This is a genomic window from Streptomyces sp. RKAG290 (assembly GCF_023701695.1).
Classification (GTDB): domain Bacteria; phylum Actinomycetota; class Actinomycetes; order Streptomycetales; family Streptomycetaceae; genus Streptomyces.
In genome coordinates this window covers 2,348,572-2,365,142 of sequence record NZ_JAJOZC010000001.1, presented here as the reverse complement: position 1 = coordinate 2,365,142, position 16,571 = coordinate 2,348,572, and the positions used below count along the sequence as shown (strand labels likewise).

The following is a 16,571-nucleotide window of genomic DNA, read 5'->3' as shown; positions in this document are numbered from 1 at the left end:
GTCAGCCGGACGTCACGAACGCGCCCAGGATCGCCGCCAGGTGCCCCGGGTCGTCCGCCCCGCACAGCTCGCGCGCAGAGTGCATCGAGAGCCCCGGCACCCCCACGTCCACGGTCTGCACGCCCAGCCTGGCAGCGGTGAGCGGACCGATCGAGGTACCGCACGGCATCGCGTTGTTGGAGACGAACGGCTGCCACGGCGCGCCCGCCCGCTCGCAGGCCGACGCGAACACCGCGATCCCGGTCGAGTCCGTGGCGTAGCGCTGATTGACGTTGACCTTGACCGTGGGGCCGCCGTTGGGCAGCGGCCGGTGGTCGGGGTCGTGCCGCTCCGCGTAGTTGGGGTGCACCGCGTGCGCCATGTCGGCGGACACGCAGAACGCACCGGCCAGCGCCCGCGACCAGTCCTCCTGCGTCCCGCCGCGGGCCGTGACCGAACGGCTCAGGACCCGCTCCAGCATCGGGCTCTGCGCACCCGTGTCCGAGCCGCTGCCGACCTCCTCGTGGTCGAAGGCCGCCAGGACGGGGATGTACGCGGACTCCTCGGCCGCCGTCGCCGCACCGGCCAGGGCCGTGACGCCGGCGTGCACCGACACCAGGTTGTCCAGCCGGGAGGAGACCACGAACTCCCGGTCCGCGCCCAGATACCCGGGCGGCTGGATGTCGTGGAGCATCAGGTCCCAGCCCAGCACCTCGGCAGGGTCGGTCTCCGCCGCCTCCGCGATCCGGCGCAGCAGCGCCCCCTCCTCGGCGTCGCCGAGCGACCAGACCGGGGCGACGTGCCGCTGCGGGTCCAGGGCGAGACCCTCGTTGACGGTGCGGTCCAGGTGGATCGCCAGCTGGGGCACCCGCAGCAGCGGCTCGTCGATCTGCACGAGCCGGGTGTCGGTGGTGCCGCCGGGGCCGCGGAGTGCGAGGCGGCCGGAGATGCCCAGGTCGCGGTCGAGCCAGGTGTTGAGCGGCACCCCGCCGTATATCTCCACCGCGATCTGCCGCCAGCCCGCGGAACCGGTGTCGGGGGTGGGCTTGATCCGCAGGTTGGGGGAGTCAGTGTGGGTGCCGATGATCCGGAAGGGCGTGTGGGCGGGCATGCCCTCGGGGGCGTACCAGGCGATCAGCGCGCCGCCGCGGACGACGAAGCTGCCGCCCGTGGTGCCCGTCCAGTCGTCCGTGCCCCGCAGTTCACGGAAGCCGGCCTTCTCCAGCCGCTGGGCGGCGCTCGCGACGGCGTGGTACGGGGAGGGGCTGGCCCTGATGAAGGAGAGCAGGTCGTCGACGTGGCTGCGGTGGTGGACCGGCGTCATGCGGTCTCCGCCTTTCCGGTGTTGGACGGTGAGGGTGTGCGGCCGGCCGGGTTCGGACGGCGAGGGTGTGAGGGCGGCGAGGGGGCGCGCGTCGCGGGCGCGGGGCGGACGAGGGTGAGGGCGGCGGGTGAGGGGCGGTCCGGGTTCGGACGGCGAGGGGATGCGCGTCGGGAGCGCGCGGGGCGGACGAGGGTGAGGGCGGCGGGTGAGGGGCGGCTGGCGGGAGCGGAGGGGACGGTGCGGCCTGGAGTGCGGCGGCGGCATCCGGACCGGGCGGTCGGGCGGGGGCGGAGTTCTCCGGCGACACGGACAACTCACCGCATCGGCCGCGCACCACGCAAGCCCGGTGGGCGGCCCGCTGCGCGAATGCGGCGGTGCGGCGCCGACGCCCACGGGCACTCACGGCCTGCCCGGCCCGGGGTCGTACCTCCCGGCCCGCACCGGTAGGCCGAGCCGCCTGCGGCCCGCCGCCCGCCCCCGCCCCGCGGACCCTCCGCGGGACCCGGCGCGGCGGCGTCGCGGACCCCTCCGCAGGATTGGCTGGATTCCGTCGTACACGAACGGTCCTGACACGTGGTCCGGTCACCGGGACGAGGGACCCGACGCGCCCGCCGGCGCACCGCGCGGGCCCGCCACGCGGATCAGGAACACCGCGGCGACCACGAGGGCGGCCCCGTGGGACCAGCCGACCACCGTCAGCGGGCTGTAGTGGTCGAGCGCGGCCGCGACGAGGATCATTCCGGCGCCGAACCCGAGATTCTCCACCGTCGCGGAGAGCCCGAAGGCGTGTGCGCGCAGCCCGGCCGGCAGGGTCTGCAGATGCGAGGTGTACGAGACCTCCGTGAGCCCGTCGGCGGCCCCCGCGACCAGGGCGATCCCCGCCGTGGCCACCAGCGGGAACCCCGCGAACGCCAGGATGAAGGCCGCGGACATGAAACACGTGCCGACGCCGAAGCCCAGCGCGCCGACGGACCGGCCGGTGCGGCGCGCGTACCGCTGGATCACCTGCTGCGCGACGATGTTGCCGAGCGCCCACAGGCACCAGAAGGCGCTGACGAACACGGCGGGGTGCGAGGCGTCGAGCCTGCTGGAGTGGACCGGCAACGCTGCGTTGTGCGAGGACGAACCGAGCGCGTCCACGCCGCGCAGCGCCACCATCAGACCGAGACCGGGTGCGGCGGCCAGAGCGGCGAGCGCGACGGGCCGGCGCCGCCCGGCCGCCCTGACTTCCGACGCCTGCGCAGCCGGCCCGGCGCCGGACACCGCGGCCGGCTCCCCGCCGCGCACGCCCGTTCCCCCGCCCGGGACGGCGAGCAGGGCCACCGTCGCCGCGCAGACCACGAAGGTGGCCGTGTCCACCACGAAGGCGGCGGTGTAACCGACAAGCGAGACGACGACGCCCGCCGATGCGAAACCGGCCACCATCGCCATCGAACGGCCCGTGATCGAGAGTGAGTTGGCCCAGGAGCGCCGGTCCTCGCCGACCATCTCGGGAATGGAGCTGCGCAGGGACACCATGAACAGGGTCCCGCAGGAACCGACCACCACGGACACGGCGACCAACGCGGTCGTGCGCAGCCCGTCCGGCGCGAGCACCAGCAGCAGCATCACGGCCGCCTGCGCGATATTCGTCCAGAGCATGACGCCCTTCGCCGTGAAACGGGCGAGCAGCGCGCCCGCCGTCAGTCCGGCGGCGAATCCGGACGCCAGCCGCACCGCCATGAACGCCCCCATGGCGAGGGCCCGGCCCGTCGTCTCGTAGACGAACAGATTGAGCGCCACCATATTCAGGAAGGTGCCGTACGAAGAGATGGCGTAGCCGGTCACGAGGAATCGGTAACGCCGTTCGCTTCGAAGCGAGTTGACCGATTCGCCGTTCGGTTGACTGAGGGTGCGGTCGGTGCCGGGCGTCACCTGTTCATAGTCGCCGAGGCGTCGGACTATCCGCCGTCATCCCCTATGTACAAAGGTGATCTGCATACTTGTGAAGGACGATCATTCCAGCCCACCGGTATGTGATTGCCGCGAATCGTCGTCGGACAGCTCCGGGCGGTCCCGCCCGCTGCCGGAGCAGCCGTGCGAGACGGCGCTCGCGACCTATCGGCACGCGCTGACGGCGGGCAGCCTTCCGCAGGACGAGGTCGCCGGCTGCCTGCGGGCACTGCATCTGATGGTGGCGGACCGTGACTCACCCGGATTCATGATGCCCGTGCCCCCGGAGACGGCATCGTACGCAGCGCTGGCCCCGCTCCAGGAGGCCATCGCCGACCGCCGCCGCACGCTGCGCGCCACCCGCGCCACACTCTCCGTCTTCGAGGCCCTGTACGCGGATGTGCACCGGCTCGAACAGCCCGTGCTCACCCGGCTCTCCGGCGAGACCGTCATCAGCAAGGCGCTGGAGGCGGGCGCGGCCGGCTGCCGGGAGGAGATGCGCACCGCGCACCCCGGGGGCGGTCGCCCGGCCCTCGTGCTCCAGGAGGCCCTGAGCCGCGACCTGGGGAATCTGCGGCGCGGGATCCGGCAGCGGACGATCTACCAGCACACGGTCCGCTCGGACCGTACGACCCTCGCGTACATCGAGCAGGTGACCGCGGCGGGAGCGGAGGTCAGGACGCTTGCCGAGGTGGTCGACCGGGTGATCGTGTTCGACCGGAACCTCGCGTTCGTCCCCTTCTCCGACGAGCCCCACCACGCGCTGCGCATCCAGCATCCGTCACTGGTGCGATTCCTGGCCCGCGACTTCGACGAGGCGTGGTCCCGCGCGGTGCCGGTCCGCCCCGAACGGGCGCCGCTGCGCACCCCGGTCATCACGTCCGACCTGCAGCGCGCCATCCTGCAGGCGGTCGTCAACGGCGAGACGGACGCCTCGATAGCCCGGCGGATCGGGATGAGCCGGCGCAGCGTCGCCGAGCACATGCGGAAGGTCTCCGAGCAGCTGGGCAGCAACAGCAGGGCCCAACTCGGCTATCTGGTGGCGACCTCGGGTCTGCTCGACGGGTGAGGGCAGGCGCCCCGACGGGGTCCGCTCGACGGCGGCGGCCGCAAGCGCGGTGAGGCGCCTCCGGCCTGGACCGGAGCGGGTGCCGCCCGCCCTCGCCCGAGACCGGGCGAGGGGGCAGGACCCTTGCTTCCGCCCGGCCGAGGCGCCCCTCGCCGAGGTGCTTCGCCCCGTCAGCCGAGGCCGGGGCCGCGCACCGGGATGCTGGTGAACGTGGGTGCCGGGGCGGGCTCGGTGAAGAAGTCGTTGCCCTTGTCGTCCACGACGACGAACGCCGGGAAGTCCTCGACCTCGATCTTCCAGACCGCCTCCATGCCGAGCTCCTCGTACTCGACGACCTCGACCTTCTTGATGCAGTCCTGCGCCAGCCGCGCCGCCGGGCCGCCGATCGAGCCGAGGTAGAAACCGCCGTGCGCGTCGCACGCGTCGGTGACCTGCTTGGACCGGTTGCCCTTGGCGAGCATCACCTTGGAGCCGCCCGCCGCCTGGAACTGTGCGACGTAGCTGTCCATCCGGCCGGCGGTCGTCGGGCCGAAGGAACCGGAGGCGTAGCCCTCGGGGGTCTTCGCCGGACCCGCGTAGTAGACCGGGTGGTCCTTGAGGTACTGCGGCATCTCCTCGCCCGCGTCCAGCCGCTCCTTGATCTTGGCGTGCGCGATGTCGCGCGCCACGACCAGCGGGCCGGTCAGCGAGAGCCGGGTCTTGACCGGGTACTTGGTCAGCTCGGCGAGGACGTCGTCCATGGGGCGGTTCAGGTCGATCCTCACGACGTCACCCGCCTCGTCGAGGTGCTCGTCCGTGGTGTCGGGCAGGAAGCGTGCCGGGTCCTTCTCCAACTGCTCCAGGAAGACGCCCTCGGCGGTGATCTTCGCGGTGGCCTGGCGGTCGGCCGAGCAGGACACGGCGATCGCGACGGGCAGCGAGGCGCCATGGCGGGGGAGGCGGACCACGCGCACGTCGTGGCAGAAGTACTTGCCGCCGAACTGCGCCCCGATGCCGATCTTCTGCGTCAGCTCGAAGACCTTCTCCTCCAGCTCCTTGTCACGGAAGCCGTGGCCGGTGGGGGAGCCCTCGGCGGGCAGCTCGTCCAGGTAGTGCGCGGAGGCGTACTTCGCGGTCTTCATCGCGAACTCGGCCGACGTGCCGCCGACGACGATCGCCAGGTGGTACGGCGGGCAGGCGGCCGTCCCCAGTGAACGGATCTTCTCCTCCAGGAACTTCATCATGGAGGCCTCGTTCAGGACGGCCTTGGTCTCCTGGAAGAGGAACGACTTGTTGGCCGAGCCGCCGCCCTTCGCCATGAAGAGGAACTTGTAGGCGCCGCCGTCGGTGGCGTACAGCTCGATCTGGGCCGGGAGGTTCGAGCCGGTGTTCTTCTCGTCCCACATGTTCAGCGGGGCCATCTGCGAGTAGCGCAGATTGAGCTTGGTGTACGCGTCGAAGATGCCGTGCGACAGGGCCTCCTCGTCACCGCCCTCGGTGAGCACGTTCTGCCCGCGCTTGCCCATGACGATCGCGGTGCCGGTGTCCTGGCACATCGGCAGCACGCCCGCGGCGGCGATGTTCGCGTTCTTCAGCAGGTCGAGCGCGACGAACTTGTCGTTGGACGACGCCTCGGGGTCGTCGATGATCCGTCGCAGCTGAGCCAGGTGTGCGGGCCGCAGGTAGTGCGAGATGTCGTGCATGGCCTCGGCGGCCAGGGTGCGCAGCGCCTCCGGATCGACCTTGAGGAACGTACGGCCGTCGGCCTCGAAGGTGGAAACACCCTCGGCGGTGACCAGACGATACGGCGTGGTGTCCTCTCCCAGGGGGAGCAGATCGGAGTACGCAAACTCTGGCATTACGGCCATTCCTCACTCGGTGACGGCGGCTGACCACCCTTGGGCAGCGCACCCACCAGGGTAGGACCCCGCAGGGGTGGTGAGTCTGTGAGGTAAGGCTCACCCGACCCGGCCGGGCGCGGACGCCTCCCGGGCCCCCGCCCACCCGATATTGCGCCCCGCCGCCGACGCCCAGCCCCTGGTCGCGATCTATCGCGTTTGGGTACGCTGGGCCGGTGGACCTCGAAAAGCACCCCCAGCAGCCCACCGCACGGGCGGAACCCGACGTCATCCGTGCCTCCGACGCCGATCGTGACCGGATCGCGGACATCCTGCGGGAAGCCATGGCCGAGGGCCGGCTCACCGCCGAGGAGCACGGCGAGCGGGTCGACGCGGTCTACCGCGCCAAGACGGTCGGCGAACTCGAACCGCTGGTACGGGACCTGCCCGCATCGGGCGGAGCGACCAGAGCCGCCTCGGCGCCGTACGCCTACGCCCCCGAGACGCCGGCGGGTCCGACGGGCCCGGCGGAGAACATGGTGGCGGTCTTCAGCAGTTCCACCCGCAAGGGACGTTGGCGGGTCGGCGGGCGCACGAACGCGTTCTCACTCTTCGGCAGTGTGGAGATCGATCTGACCGAGGCGCTTTTCGGTCAGCGTCTCACCGTGATCAACGCGACCGCCATCTTCGGCAGCGTCGAGATCAGGGTTCCCGAGAACATCTCGCTGCGCGGCAGCGGAACGGGCATCTTCGGCAATTTCGAAGTCGTCACACTGGAATCCGGGGATCCCGAGGCGCCCGTGGTGGTGGTCAACGGCTATTCGGCGTTCGGCAGCGTCGAAGCAAAGCCGAAGCGCGGCTCGTTCATCGAGGATCTCCAGGACCGGCTGCGTAAACACCTCGGCCACTGACGGCGGAGGAAGCGGGAGGCGCTGATTCAGGCCGAAATCGCGCTCGACCGTAATTCCGCAGCCCGGACCTGAGTGCCACTCAGTGCATAGGCGCGCGCACAGCGGGTAGGGAGTGCTGCATCGTCTTCTCGCCCGCGAAGCCGTCGTCAGGAGTGGACCGTGCTGCAAATGCCGCATCAGCCCCTGCAGGTCGCCGCCGTTCCTTCCCAGCGGATACCCGCTCGGGAGGACCAGGCAGGTCCCTGGCATTCGGAGGCGGTGTGCCGCCGGGACGAAGCCGGGCTGTTCTTCGCTCCGTCGAAGGAGCCGACTGCTGCCCGGCTCTCGCGTGAGGAGTCCGCGAAGCGGGTCTGCGCGCGCTGTCCGGTGATGGTCGAGTGCCGCGAACACGCCTTGATGCAGCCCGAACCCTACGGAGTGTGGGGCGGCCTCACCGCTGCCGAACGCCGGGTGGCGCTCGCCCGCCGCCGGCGGCGCGAGGTGGAGCTCAAGGCATCCGGCGCGGCCGGCCACATCGCCGCGGCCGGCTGAGTCCGCACCACCTGCCGCCGCGCTCTCGCGCGCATGTGCTCTTGTCGCCGCGCCCTCGCTCCGACCCGTTCCCTGTCGCCGCGCGCTGATACTCCAAGGACTGCGGGACAGCCCGTTGGCTCGCACCCGCTTCTGCCGTGGGCCGGACCGTACCCCCCTGTGCGAAGAGGCGCCCCCACCGCACACGGGGGGCGCCTCTTCGTACGGACGTGCCTACCTCACTACTTCGCGCGGTCGAAGTCGATCGCGCTGTAGGCACGCAGCTTCGAGAGCCGGTGGGTCGAGTCGATCTTCCGGATGGTGCCCGACTTGGACCGCATGACGATCGACTCGGTGGTCGCCGTCTCCGCGCGGTACCGCACGCCGCGCATCAGCTCGCCGTCCGTGATGCCGGTCGCCACGAAGAACACGTTGTCACCGCTGACCAGGTCGTCCGTGGACAGCACCCGGTCCAGGTCGTGCCCGGCGTCCAGCGCGCGCTGCCGCTCGGCCGCGTCCTTCGGCCAGAGCTTGCCCTGGATGACACCGCCGAGGCACTTTATGGCGCAGGCCGAGATGATGCCTTCCGGCGTGCCGCCGATCCCCATGAGCAGGTCGACGCCGGTGCCCTCGCGGGCGGCCATGATCGAGCCCGCGACATCGCCGTCGGAGATGAACTTGATCCGGGCGCCGGTCTCCCGGATCTCCTTGACGATGCCCTCGTGGCGGGGGCGGTCCAGGATGACGACGGTGACGTCCTCGGGCATGGAGTTCTTCGCCTTCGCGACCCGGCGGATGTTCACCGAGACGGGGGCGTTGATGTCGACGAAGTCGGCGGCCTCGGGGCCGGTGACCAGCTTGTCCATGTAGAAGACCGCGGACGGGTCGAACATCGCGCCACGGTCGGCGGCGGCCAGCACGGCGATCGCGTTCGGCATGCCCTTGGCGTTCAGGGTGGTGCCGTCGATCGGGTCGACGGCGATGTCGACCTCGGGGCCGGTGCCGTCACCGACCCGCTCGCCGTTGAACAGCATGGGGGCTTCGTCCTTCTCGCCCTCGCCGATGACGACGATGCCGTTCATCGAAACGGTGGAGACGAGGGTGCGCATGGCCTTCACGGCGGCGCCATCGGCGCCGATCTTGTCCCCGCGGCCGACCCAGCGCCCGGCGGCCATGGCGGCGGCCTCGGTGACCCGGACCAGTTCCAGGGCAAGGTTGCGGTCGGGGGCCTCCGGGGAGACCTCCAGCTGAGACGGCAGATGATGCTCGGACATCGGAGCGCACCTTTCTGTACGACGACGACCGGATGAGGGTGCTGTGACTCTATCGTCAGGTCGACAAAATGAGCAGACCGGGTCACGGATGAGCGGCCGCCCCCGATTCTGTCCCGCCGGAGCTGATGCGACGATGGTCCCGTGGCAAGCAAGCGAGGCAAGCAGACAGTGCGGGACATGTTCCTGTCGATGGCGGTGATCGCCGCCGTGGCGGGCGTCGTCTACATCTTCGTTCCGCACGACGACAAGGCCGACCCGGTCAAGGCGGTCGACTACCGCGTCGAGCTCCTGACCGCGCGGCGTGCGGCTCCGTACCCGGTGGCCGCCCCCAGTGGTCTGACGCAGAAGTGGAAGCCGACCTCGGTCAGTTACGAGGGCCAGGCGGGCGCCAGCTGGCACCTGGGCTTCCTCGACCCGGACGGGGGGTACGTCGCGGTGGAGCAGTCCACGTCCCCGGCGAGGAAGTACGTCGCCGAGGTCAGCCAGGACGCGAAGAACACCGGGCGCACGCAGCAGGTCGCCGGGCAGACCTGGCAGCACTGGGAGGGCCCGAAGTACGACGCCCTCGTGCGCCAGGACAAGGGTGCGACCACGGTCGTGACGGGGTCCGCCTCGCCGCAGCGGCTGGCGGAGATGGCGGCGGCGCTCAAGACGTCCTGAGGCCGTCGGGTGCGCGACGGGTGCGAGAGCGCGCCGATGGGTGCGACAGCATGAGGAAGGCCCTGGAGCGAGTGCTCCAGGGCCTTCCTCATGCTGCGGGCGGGGGCGGGCCGGTCCGGCCCACAGCTCGGACGGTCAGACCGTCTTGATGACCTCGTCGTAGGCGAGACGCGGCGAGCGCGGGAACCAGGCGTCCTCGCCGGGCTTGCCGATGTTGACGACCATCAGCACGCTGTGGTCGCCGTCCAGGAACTCCTTCTCGATGCCCGCGGCGTCGTAGCCGGTCATCGGGCCTGCGGCCAGGCCGGCGGCGCGGACGCCGATGATGAAGTAGGCGGCCTGCAGGGCGCCGTTCAGCGCGGCGGCGGACTCACGGGCCGGGCGCTCGGAGAAGAACAAGTCCTTGGCCTGCGGGAAGTGCGGCAGCAGGGCCGGGAGCTCCTCGTGGAACTCGTTGTCCGTGGCCAGGATCGCGACCAGCGGGGCGGTCGCGGTCTTGGGCTGGTTGCCCTCGGCCATGTGCGGGACGAGGCGGGCGCGGGCCTCGTCCGAGCGGACCAGGACGACGCGCAGCGGCGACTGGTTGAAGGCGGTCGGGCCGTACTTGACCAGATCGTAGATCGCCTGGACCTGCTCCTCGGTCACCGGCTCGTCGGTGAAGCTGTTGGCGGTGCGGGCCTCACGGAAGAGGAGGTCCTGGGCGGCGGGGTCAAGAACGAGGGACATCTTGCGTATTACCTTCCGGACGAACGCGGGGGATCGAGCAACACCGCTCACGCTACGGGAGAGGTAGGTTAACTTTCAACTAAAACCGGAACGGAGTGACTGACCCCACAGAACGGAGATCTTGCGCCACGGCGCAGGACCTGTGCCGCGTTCCGGCGGCGGTGCCTTGAGGTGCCTTGCGGTGCCTTGCCTGCCTTGCGGTGCCTCGCGGCGCCCCGGTGTGCGCCGCCGTGCCCGCCGTGCCCCACCGTGCTGGCCTTCGACCGTGGTGTGTCCGGCCGAGGCGTCAGCCCGCGTCGGCCGCCGTGTCCACGGGGCCGTCGCCGGCGCCGTCCTCGCGGTCGGCCGGTCCGGCCAGCGCCGCGTCCAGCCGGGCCCGTGCACCCTCCAGCCAGCGCCGGCACACCTTCGCCAGCTCCTCGCCCCGCTCCCACAGCGCGAGGGACTCCTCCAGGGTCGTCCCGCCCGTCTCCAGCCGGCGCACCACCTCGATCAGCTCGTCGCGCGCCTGCTCGTACCCGAGCGTGCCCGTGGCCGCAGCCGTCGTCCCGTCGTCCGTCATGTGATCCACCTTATTGCGTGAGCGCGTCCGCCGATCCTGGCCGACATCCGACTGCTCGGGGTCCTGTCACCCGGGTCCGACTGCCCGGGGTCCTGCTTCGCCGCCGGTTGTCCTTACTCGGAGACCTGCACCACGAACTCGCCCCCCGACACCCGCGCCCGGAGCGTGTCCCCCGTCGCCCCCGCCTCGGCGGGATCCCGCACCACATGGCCGTCCGCCCGCTGGAGCACCGCGTAGCCGCGCTCCAGGGTCGCTGCCGGCGACAGTGCGACCACCCGGGCCCGGGTGTGGGCGAGCTCCGAGTCCGCCCGGTCCAGGAGGTGGCCCAGCACCCGCCGGCCGCGCCCGATCAGTGCGTCGACCTCCGCGGCGCGTTCGTCCACCATCCGCTGCGGATGTTCCATGGAGGGCCGCCCCAGCGCATGGGCCAGCCCCCGTTCCTCCCGGTCGAGCAGCCCACGTACCGTCCGCAGCGACCGGTCCCGCAGCTGCTGCACGCGGTCCAGCTCCTCGCCGACGTCGGGCACGATCTTCTTCGCCGCGTCCGTCGGCGTGGAGGCCCGCACGTCCGCTACCAGGTCGAGGAGCGGCGAGTCGGGCTCGTGCCCGATCGCCGACACCACCGGGGTGCGGCACGCCGCGACCGTACGGATCAGCTGTTCGTCGGAGAACGGCAGCAGGTCCTCCACGCTGCCCCCGCCACGCGCCACGACGATCACGTCGACTTCCGGGATGCCGTCCAGTTCCTTCACGGCCTGGACCACCTGGTTCACCGCGTGCACCCCCTGCACCGCGGTGTTGCGCACCTCGAAGCGGACGGCGGGCCATCGGCGCCGCGCGTTCTCCAGGACGTCGCGTTCGGCAGCCGACGCGCGGCCGCAGACCAGTCCGATCAGCTGCGGCAGGAAGGGCAGCGGCTTCTTGCGGTCGAGGGCGAAGAGGCCCTCCCCGGCCAGCGACTTCTTCAGCAGCTCCAGCCTGACCAGCAGTTCGCCGATGCCGACCGGCCGTATCTCCGTGGCCCGCAGCGAGAGCTGGCCGCGCGGTGCGTACCACTCGGGCTTGGCGAGGACGACGACCCGAGCCCCCTCCGTCACCACATCCGCGATCCGGTCGAAGACCTGCCGGAAGCACGTCACGCTCACCGAGATGTCGTGCGAGGGGTCGCGCAGCGTCAGGAACACGACTCCGGCCCCCGGCCGCCGCGACAGCTGGGTGATCTGCCCCTCGACCCAGACGGCGCCGAGCCGGTCGATCCAGCCGCCGATGAGCCGTGACACGTCACCGACGGGCAGCGGAGCTTCCGCGGATGTTTGGAGAGCCATACGAGGGAGCGTATCCGCCACCACGGACAAGGAGGCGGCTCCGCGGCGACGCGCCAGCCGGCACCGACGGCCGGGCCCGCTGCGGTAGCCCATGCCCCGTGACGCTGCGAACCCGTGGCCCGTGGCCCCGTGACGCCGCGAACCCGTGGCCCCGTGGCCCCGTGGCCCCGTGACGCCGCGAACCCGTGGCCCCGTGGCCCCGTGGCCCCGTGACGCCGCGAACCCGTGGCCCCGTGACCCGGCGACCCTGCGAACCCGCGGCCCCGTGACCCTGTGCCACCGCGACCCCGCGGCCCTGCGAACCCGCGGCCCCAGGCCGCCGTGGCCCCGCGACCCGTCACCCCTCACCTCACGCGGTCCGGCGCCTCCACTGCACTGCCAGCACCACCAGCCCCACCACCAGCCAGCACGCCCCCACCACCTGCGCGCTCGTCGTCGCCTCGACGATCACCGCGATCAGCACCCCGGCGCCCACCACCGGGATCAGGACGTGCCGCCACCAGACCGGCGGCCCCGCCATCCGGCGCACCACGAACCAGCCGACCACCGACGCGTGCAGCAGGATGAACGCGGTCAGCGCGCCGACGTCCACGACCGACACCAGGTGGTCCAGGCCGTCGTCGCGCCGGGCCGCCCACACCGCTGCCACCAGCGTGATGACCGCCGCGATCAGGATCGCGATCCGCGGCACCCCCGAGCGCGGGTCGATCCGGGAGAGCAGCGCGGGCAGCCGTCGTTCCCGGGCCATCGCGAACAGCAGCCGGCCGGCGGCCGCCTGCCCGGCCAGCGCCGCGAACGCCGCCCCGATCGCCTTGCTGACCGCCACCAGGTCGTGCAGCCAGGACCCGACCGCGGAGTCCACCGTGTCGTAGAAGGCCGAGCCCTGGGCGGCCGGATCGGCGGCCAGTTCCGCCGACGTCATCGGCTCCAGCAGGGCCGCCAGATACGACTGCGCCACGAACAGCACCCCCGCGAGCACCAGGCAGAACAGCAACGCCCGCGCCACCTTCGCCGAACCGCCCGTCACCTCCTCCGCGAACGAGGCGATGGCGTCGAAACCCAGATACGAGAGCACGGCCACGGACACCGCACCCAGCACCGCCGACGCGGAGAAGCCCGAATCCCCGGTGAGCGGCGTCAGCCAGCCGCGCTGCGCCCCGTCCTGCACGAGCACCACCGCCGCCGACACCAGGAACACCAGCAGCACCACGATCTCCATGGCGAGCACCGCGAAGCCGACCCGGGCCGCCGCCCGTACGCCCCAGAGGTTGAGCAGCGTCGTGAGGACCACGGCCAGCGCGGTCCAGACCCACCGCGACACGTCCGGCACCAGCGAATTCATCGCGATCCCGGAGAAGAGGTAGGCCACCGCGGGGATCAGCAGGTAGTCGAGCATCGCCATCCACCCGGCGATGAACCCGGGCGCCTCCCCGAGCCCCTTGCGCGCGTACGCGAAGACCGAGCCCGCCAGCGGTGCGACCCGCACCATCTGGGCGTAGCTGAAGGCGGTGAACGCCATCACCACGGTCGCCGCGACGTACACGAGCGCCACCGCGCCGTCCGACTTCGCGTCCAGGGTGCCGAAGACACCGACGGGGGCCATCGGGGCGATGAAGAGCAGCCCGTAGACCACCAGGTCCCGGAAGCCCAGCGTCCGCCGGAGCCCCGCCCGGTCCGCGGTGCTGCCGGAGCCGGCGCCGTCGCCCTTGCCGGGACCGCTGCCGCTGCCGATGTCGGAACCGATGCGGCTGCCGTTGCCGGAACCGGTGCCGCTGCCGTTGCCGGCCATGAATCCTCCGTTGGTAGCGTGATGATCAGTCTCCCGACCCGGTCGGCCCCGCGCCTGTTCGGTACGGCCTTACGATGGGACGCATGACTGCTACGACACCCCGACGCGTCCTGCTCGCCGCTCCCCGTGGCTACTGCGCGGGCGTGGACCGTGCCGTGATCGCCGTGGAGAAGGCCCTGGAGCAGTACGGCTCCCCGGTCTACGTACGCCACGAGATCGTCCACAACAAGTACGTGGTACAGACCCTGGAGAAGAAGGGCGCGATCTTCGTCGAGGAGACCGCGGAGGTCCCCGAGGGCTCGATCGTGATGTTCTCCGCACACGGCGTCGCCCCGACCGTGCACCAGGAGGCGGCCGAGCGGAAGCTCGCCACGATCGACGCGACCTGCCCCCTGGTCACCAAGGTCCACAAGGAAGCCGTCCGCTTCGCGCAGGACGACTTCGACATCCTCCTCATCGGCCACGAGGGCCACGAGGAGGTCATCGGCACCTCCGGCGAGGCGCCCGAGCACATCACGCTGGTCGACGGCCCCGAGGACGTCGGCAACGTCGAGGTGCGGGACCCCTCGAAGGTGGTCTGGCTCTCCCAGACCACGCTCTCCGTGGACGAGACGATGGAGACCGTCGGCGCGCTCAAGGAGAAGTTCCCGCTGCTGATCTCGCCGCCCAGCGACGACATCTGCTACGCCACGCAGAACCGTCAGATCGCGGTGAAGCAGATGGGCTCGGACGCCGACCTGGTGATCGTCGTCGGCTCGAAGAACTCCTCCAACTCGGTCCGCCTGGTCGAGGTCGCCCTCGGCGCGGGCGCGAACGACGCCCATCTGGTCGACTTCGCCGACGAGATCGAGGAGTCCTGGCTGGAGGGCGTCTCCACAGTCGGTGTCACCTCTGGTGCGTCCGTCCCCGAGGTGCTGGTCGACGGCGTCCTGGCCTGGCTGTCCGAGCGGGGCTTCGAGGACGTGGAGATCGTGAAGGCGGCCGAGGAGTCCATCATCTTCTCGCTGCCCAAGGAGCTCCGCCGGGACCTGCGCGCTGAGGCGGCGGCACTGTCCGGCGAGTGACGGCTCCCGGCTCCTGGAGCCGGGTTCGCGTGCGGGTTCGGGTGCAGGTTTCCGTTCCGGGAAGTGAGCCGGGCCGCGTGCCCGTACCGTGGATCGCATGGAGATCTTCGGCGTGGACATCGGCGGTTCCGGGATCAAGGGTGCTCCCGTGGACCTGGACCGCGGAGACCTGGCGCAGGAGCGCCACAAAGTACTCACCCCCACCCGGCCACACCCGAGGACGTGGCCGGGGCCGTGGCCGAGGTGGTCGGTCACTTCGACTGGTCGGGACCGGTGGGGATCACGTTCCCCGGAGTCGTCACCGGCGGCGTCACCCGTACCGCGGCCAATGTCGACAAGGGCTGGATCGACCTGGACGCCCGCACCCTGCTCAGCGGCAAGCTGAGCCTCCCGGTCACCGTGCTGAACGACGCGGACGCGGCCGGCGTCGCCGAGATGACCTTCGGTGCGGGGCGCGGCCGCAAGGGCACGGTCATCGTGCTGACACTCGGCACGGGCATCGGCAGCGCGCTCTTCATCGACGGAAAGCTCGTGCCCAACACCGAGCTCGGCCACCTGGAGCTCAACGGCCACGACGCGGAGAAGCACGCCTCCACCAAGGCCAAGGAGGACGAGGACCTGAGCTGGCACCACTGGGCGCACCGGGTGCAGAAGTACCTGGCCCACGTGGAGATGCTGTTCTCGCCCGAACTGTTCATCATCGGTGGCGGCGTCAGCCGCAAGGCCGAGAAGTTCCTGCCGTTGATCGAGCACGTCAGGGCCGAGATGGTGCCCGCGGAGCTGCAGAACAACGCCGGAATCGTGGGCGCGGCAATGGCGGCAGCGGGCAGCTGACGGCCGACGCTGCCACGGGACTACGTCAGGCACTAGGGACTACATCGGGCGCCAGGGACTACGTCGGGTCCGCACCCGAGGACGGACGCGGTACGGGGCCCCACCGGCGGATCGATCAGGCCGGTGGGGCCTCGATCAGGCCGGTGGGACCCTCGGACGCTGAGGACTACCGCTGGGACGGCCGGCGCGGCGCGCGTCCAGCCGCCCGGGGGGCGGGCGACGGCTGCCCGGCGGCCCGCGCGGTCTGTGCGGCCAGCAGCATCCGCCGCTGCCGGGCCCGCATCAGCCGGACCTTCCGTACGGACGCGATGAGCCCGGCGATGAGCGTTCCGCCGTAAAGCCAGCCGGCGTGGACGGCCAGCGCGGTGACGACGGCCATCGTCTGCCCGCCGAAGCCGCCCGTGCCGCCCGAGATCGGGATGATGCCGACGGCGAACGCGATCGGCACGCTGATCGGCGCGGTCACCAGGTCCGCGGGCCGCACCCAGAGCGCGGTCAGCGCGCTGACCGGCAGGAACAGTGCACCGAAGACGGCCGACGAGCCGTCGAACAGCAGCCGGTCCGCACAGGCGAGCACGAACATGACGGCGGCCGCGAAGAGACCGGCGCCGATTCCGGTGAGCCGGGGATTGGGCAGCCGCCGCAGGGCGAGCACGACGGGCGCGACCGGGCGGCCCCGGTCCGCCGGGGTGCTCATCACCCGGTACACGGAGGCGCCGTCGCCGATGGTTTCCTTGGCTCCCTTGGTCCCCAGCGGGGACAGCGGGGCCTGCTGGGTCTGCCTGCGCTGCGGGG

The 16,571-nt window shown here is 71.4% G+C and carries 14 protein-coding genes and 1 pseudogene; 6 read left to right on the top strand and 9 right to left on the bottom strand.

Annotated features, from left to right (window positions below; genetic code table 11):
• Window position 1: 1 nt before the first annotated feature.
• Together LNW71_RS09915 and LNW71_RS09910 are read right to left on the bottom strand one after the other, a co-directional pair.
• On the bottom strand, window positions 2-1,303 hold the full coding sequence (locus LNW71_RS09915) for a M18 family aminopeptidase (protein WP_250967905.1): 1,302 nt from the start codon (window positions 1,301-1,303) through the stop codon (window positions 2-4).
• A 582-nt stretch (window positions 1,304-1,885) separates the two neighbouring features.
• Window positions 1,886-3,130, bottom strand: coding sequence for an MFS transporter (locus tag LNW71_RS09910; protein WP_250967904.1), 1,245 nt, complete (start codon window positions 3,128-3,130; stop codon window positions 1,886-1,888).
• Window positions 3,131-3,287: 157 nt separating this feature from the next.
• Between LNW71_RS09910 and LNW71_RS09905 the strand changes: the two genes are divergently transcribed.
• Window positions 3,288-4,304 (top strand): LuxR C-terminal-related transcriptional regulator, encoded by a 1,017-nt coding sequence (locus LNW71_RS09905; protein WP_250967903.1) that lies wholly within the window; start codon window positions 3,288-3,290, stop codon window positions 4,302-4,304.
• Between the two features lie 170 nt (window positions 4,305-4,474).
• On the opposite strand, the gene LNW71_RS09900 is transcribed toward LNW71_RS09905, so the two are convergent.
• Window positions 4,475-6,142: a fumarate hydratase gene (locus LNW71_RS09900; RefSeq protein ID WP_250967902.1), complete on the bottom strand. Its 1,668-nt coding sequence runs from the start codon at window positions 6,140-6,142 to the stop codon at window positions 4,475-4,477.
• 215 nt (window positions 6,143-6,357) lie between these two features.
• Between LNW71_RS09900 and LNW71_RS09895 the strand changes: the two genes are divergently transcribed.
• Window positions 6,358-7,032, top strand: a complete 675-nt coding sequence (locus LNW71_RS09895; RefSeq protein ID WP_250967901.1) for a DUF1707 domain-containing protein — start codon at window positions 6,358-6,360, stop codon at window positions 7,030-7,032.
• A 159-nt stretch (window positions 7,033-7,191) separates the two neighbouring features.
• Window positions 7,192-7,563 carry a WhiB family transcriptional regulator gene (locus tag LNW71_RS09890; RefSeq protein ID WP_250967900.1) on the top strand — a complete coding sequence of 124 codons (372 nt, stop codon included), beginning with the start codon at window positions 7,192-7,194 and terminating at the stop codon, window positions 7,561-7,563.
• A 221-nt stretch (window positions 7,564-7,784) separates the two neighbouring features.
• Here the strand turns inward: LNW71_RS09890 and glpX are convergent, their stop codons facing one another.
• Window positions 7,785-8,816 (bottom strand): class II fructose-bisphosphatase, encoded by a 1,032-nt coding sequence (glpX, locus tag LNW71_RS09885; RefSeq protein ID WP_250967899.1) that lies wholly within the window; start codon window positions 8,814-8,816, stop codon window positions 7,785-7,787.
• Between the two features lie 141 nt (window positions 8,817-8,957).
• Here glpX and LNW71_RS09880 point away from each other — a divergent pair, with 141 nt between their 5' ends.
• Window positions 8,958-9,476, top strand: a complete 519-nt coding sequence (locus LNW71_RS09880) for a DUF4245 domain-containing protein (protein WP_250967898.1) — start codon at window positions 8,958-8,960, stop codon at window positions 9,474-9,476.
• 135 nt (window positions 9,477-9,611) lie between these two features.
• Here LNW71_RS09880 and LNW71_RS09875 read toward each other — a convergent pair whose 3' ends face one another.
• The 4 genes from LNW71_RS09875 to LNW71_RS09855 all read right to left on the bottom strand — a co-directional run bounded on the left by LNW71_RS09875 (window position 9,612) and on the right by LNW71_RS09855 (window position 13,878).
• Window positions 9,612-10,202, bottom strand: coding sequence for a malonic semialdehyde reductase (locus LNW71_RS09875; protein WP_250967897.1), 591 nt, complete (start codon window positions 10,200-10,202; stop codon window positions 9,612-9,614).
• A gap of 286 nt (window positions 10,203-10,488) precedes the next feature.
• Window positions 10,489-10,764 carry an exodeoxyribonuclease VII small subunit gene (locus tag LNW71_RS09870; protein WP_250967896.1) on the bottom strand — a complete coding sequence of 92 codons (276 nt, stop codon included), beginning with the start codon at window positions 10,762-10,764 and terminating at the stop codon, window positions 10,489-10,491.
• Window positions 10,765-10,877: 113 nt separating this feature from the next.
• Window positions 10,878-12,089: an exodeoxyribonuclease VII large subunit gene (gene xseA / locus LNW71_RS09865; RefSeq protein WP_250967895.1), complete on the bottom strand. Its 1,212-nt coding sequence runs from the start codon at window positions 12,087-12,089 to the stop codon at window positions 10,878-10,880.
• Between the two features lie 349 nt (window positions 12,090-12,438).
• Window positions 12,439-13,878, bottom strand: coding sequence for an APC family permease (locus LNW71_RS09855; RefSeq protein WP_250967894.1), 1,440 nt, complete (start codon window positions 13,876-13,878; stop codon window positions 12,439-12,441).
• A gap of 74 nt (window positions 13,879-13,952) precedes the next feature.
• Between LNW71_RS09855 and LNW71_RS09850 the strand changes: the two genes are divergently transcribed.
• Complete coding sequence (locus LNW71_RS09850; protein WP_250967893.1) at window positions 13,953-14,942, top strand: 4-hydroxy-3-methylbut-2-enyl diphosphate reductase; 990 nt, start codon at window positions 13,953-13,955, stop codon at window positions 14,940-14,942.
• 97 nt (window positions 14,943-15,039) lie between these two features.
• Window positions 15,040-15,776 (top strand): annotated as a pseudogene (ppgK, locus tag LNW71_RS09845) (polyphosphate--glucose phosphotransferase).
• Between the two features lie 166 nt (window positions 15,777-15,942).
• Here the strand turns inward: ppgK and LNW71_RS09840 are convergent.
• Complete coding sequence (locus tag LNW71_RS09840) at window positions 15,943-16,473, bottom strand: DUF6542 domain-containing protein (RefSeq protein WP_250967892.1); 531 nt, start codon at window positions 16,471-16,473, stop codon at window positions 15,943-15,945.
• Between the last annotated feature and the right edge of the window lie 98 nt (window positions 16,474-16,571).